The sequence below is a fragment of the Pseudomonas sp. Sample_22 genome, from assembly GCF_004307635.1.
GTDB lineage: Bacteria > Pseudomonadota > Gammaproteobacteria > Pseudomonadales > Pseudomonadaceae > Aquipseudomonas.
The window spans coordinates 1-2,856 of sequence record NZ_RCNY01000078.1 but is presented as its reverse complement, the minus strand read 5'-3'; the positions used below and the strand labels follow the sequence as shown (position 1 = coordinate 2,856).

Genomic DNA, 2,856 nt, shown 5'->3' with positions numbered 1-2,856 from the left:
GGATGTAGGCCGAAATTCCATTATCGATTTCCTTCCCGCCTAACGGGTCATTTAAAGCAGTTGGTCACAGCCTTATTTTCATCAGCTATCTGCATTTTCGCGGCACGACGTAAATCCAAGCTGGTATGTGTTTCGCGTATGGAGCGATTCGTTAAGGTCGCCACCATTGCTTGTCCAATCGCATGCAATAGCGGTTGAGCCTGACTAAGCCTGCCGGATAGACACAGTCAAGGTACTGCGGGAAATAGGCCGCATCTGTAGGCTTTTTCTGAAAACTTCGAAGGCGGCGGGAGAAGGTGCCCCCCCCCCCCTGCCGCTACCTTTTCCGTAAACCTATGGCACGCTGAATTAAGCGCCTAAACCATCCAACAGCTTTGTTCTTCACATGGCTGCAGGCCTCAATGAACAACAAATCAGGATTTGGCGCGGATAAACACCGACTGCGTTATTTTGAGGAGCACTTGCTGTCGCCGACCGGAAAGACAAAACCTATCAACACTTGAAGGGGAACCCGGTTATTGGAACGTAAACGGCTCGATGAAAACCTCAAACGAGTCTGTTCGCCGGGCAGTTGTTTTCACTGACCTGGTTTGAAATTAAGCTGTTTCGCTGCAGCCTCAGCCAGGTCCGGAGGCAGGAAATCTTTGTCCGGGTTGTAGTCCCCCTTAAGCCAGTGGGTCAGATTATGTAAGTCTTGTGGACTCAGCGTTCCGACCTGTTGCTTCAGGCGCAAAGTATCGAGGATGTAATCATAGCGGGTGTTGTTGTAGTCCCGTACCGAGCTGTAGAGCTGGCGCTGCGCATCCAACACATCGACGATGTTGCGCGTCCCTACCTGATATCCGATTTCAGTCGCTTCCACTGCGCTTTGGTTAGAAATGATTGATTGTTTGCGCGCCTGTACCTGCTCAACGTCAGTATTGACGGCACGATACAGGTCACGGGTGTTTTCCACGATGGCGCGAAGCAGCGATTCGCGTTGTTGCTCTGTTTGCTCTAGTTGCGCATACGATTGACGCACCTGGGAATTGATCAAGCCGCCACTGTAGATCGGGATATTCAGCTGCAAGCCGATCAAGGATTGCGCGACATCGCCTTTGTACGGTTGACCCAACGCGCTGGGGTTGCTGAACCCCAGCGCATCATTGTCGCCTTTCTCGTACCGGGCGACCACATCGACGGTTGGTGCGTGGCCAGCCTTGCGCTGACTAAGAGTTTGTTCAGCGGCGCTGACTGCATAGTTGCTGGCCTGCAGATTAAGGTTTTGTTGAGCCGCGGTATCAACCCACGTCTTAGCATTGTTTGGTGCTGGCGGTAGGATCGGCAGGCTATGGGAAATACCCCAGATCGCGTTGTATCGCCGGTTAGTGAGGTTCACCAGTGCTTCGAAAGCATCATCCACCTGGCGCTGCGCAACGATGCGATTGACCCGTGCCGTGTCGTAGCTAGCTTGTGAATTCAGCACATCGGTCTTATCCGCGAGGCCAACCTTGAAACGCTCATTGGACTGATCGAGCTGGCGCTTGAACGCGGCCTCTTCGGCCTTGGTCGAAGCCAGATTATCTTGGCTACGTAACACATTAAAATAACTGTCTGCGGTTTGCAGAATGAGGTTTTGCTGGGCTGCTGAGAGCTGTAGCGCCGCCTGTTCATTCACATCCTTGGCCGCCTGGAACTGAAACCAGCGATCGGCACGAAACAGCGGTTGCGCCAGGGTGGCTTGGTACGAATGCTCGTAGCGATTTGCAGCAGCCGAAGGCTGGTCGATCGAGGTGCGAACACTGGCAGTTTCTGCGCTACCGGACAGATTGGGCAACAGCCCGGCGCGAGCTTGCGGTACGACTTCCTTCTGCACGCCATACTGGGCGATGGCGGCAGCGAGATCAGCGTTGTTTGCTACAGCCTCTTGATAGACGCTCACCAGATCATTATTGGCCGACAACGGAGCTTCAGCTGCCCAGGGCATGGCATTGGATACACAAAACACAGCAATACCCAATGAAAATTTGCGCAGCATGTGGCGATTCCTAAACATGTATAAAACCGTGAAAAATTTGGCGCCTAAGAATGGCGCCACTATTACAACGTCAAGACGCGGCTAGGTAAGGGGGAGATAAGCTTGTTCGCGAATGCATTCAGGCGATAGTTAGAATCCGTAGTTACGTCTGATACGAGCCAGCAATACCTACGCATTCAGCTTCAGGCGTCGCGCGGATGGCGGCCAGGTATGAATCGCACCGATTGAGCAGCAATACGGATGTGGCGACACCGACGGTTGCCTTCTCTCCCCCTCGCCAATACGGCCCGTTACCCAGTGAAAGGCAAGCCAGGGTATGTCATGGGAGGGGGATGGCCTGATGCATTACTATTAAGGTTGCAACCCACCGTCGCGCAGACGAACCGGATTCATCTTGAGGTCGCCTGCAGCACCGGCGGGCTAAAAATCACAGATAGACCAACTCGATAGTGGCCGAGCCATCCAAATTAATCGCGTTATTGGTGTCTAGGGTATTCCTTGGCGCAATCGTTGGCGTCACGGTCAGGTCGAGGGAGGCGCTGGTAATGGCCTGTGGAGGAGCGGTGCCATTATTTGTAGGATTGATGGCGTAGGTCACGTTTTGTCCTGCATACGTATTCAAATCTCCTGCATTAGAAGTATTTGTTATCGTCGTCCAAGTCGAACCATTATTTAACGTAAATTTAACGTAGCCTGTTGCGCCATTGGCGCTGGAGTTGAGCATGATAATTTTGTACCAACCAATCTTATTACCCGCTCCATCGGTACCGAGCCCATACCGTACGTTACCCCCAGTGCTTGTACCGCTTCGATTGTCAATCCCCCTAAATCCTACGTAA

General features: G+C 52.7%; 1 protein-coding gene and 1 pseudogene. Both read right to left on the bottom strand.

Annotation, left to right across the window (positions count from 1 at the left end; translation table 11 throughout):
* Positions 1 to 577 precede the first annotated feature (577 nt).
* On the bottom strand, positions 578 to 2,017 hold the full coding sequence (locus tag D8U73_RS19720) for a TolC family outer membrane protein (protein ID WP_130905488.1): 1,440 nt from the start codon (positions 2,015 to 2,017) through the stop codon (positions 578 to 580).
* A gap of 427 nt (positions 2,018 to 2,444) precedes the next feature.
* A pseudogene (locus D8U73_RS19715) lies at positions 2,445 to 2,856 on the bottom strand (hypothetical protein); the annotation flags it as partial.

Coding starts and splice junctions, on each gene's coding strand:
- D8U73_RS19720 (WP_130905488.1), bottom strand. CDS start 2,017: ATGCTGCGCAAATTTTCATTGGGTATTGCTGTGTTTTGTGTATCCAAT.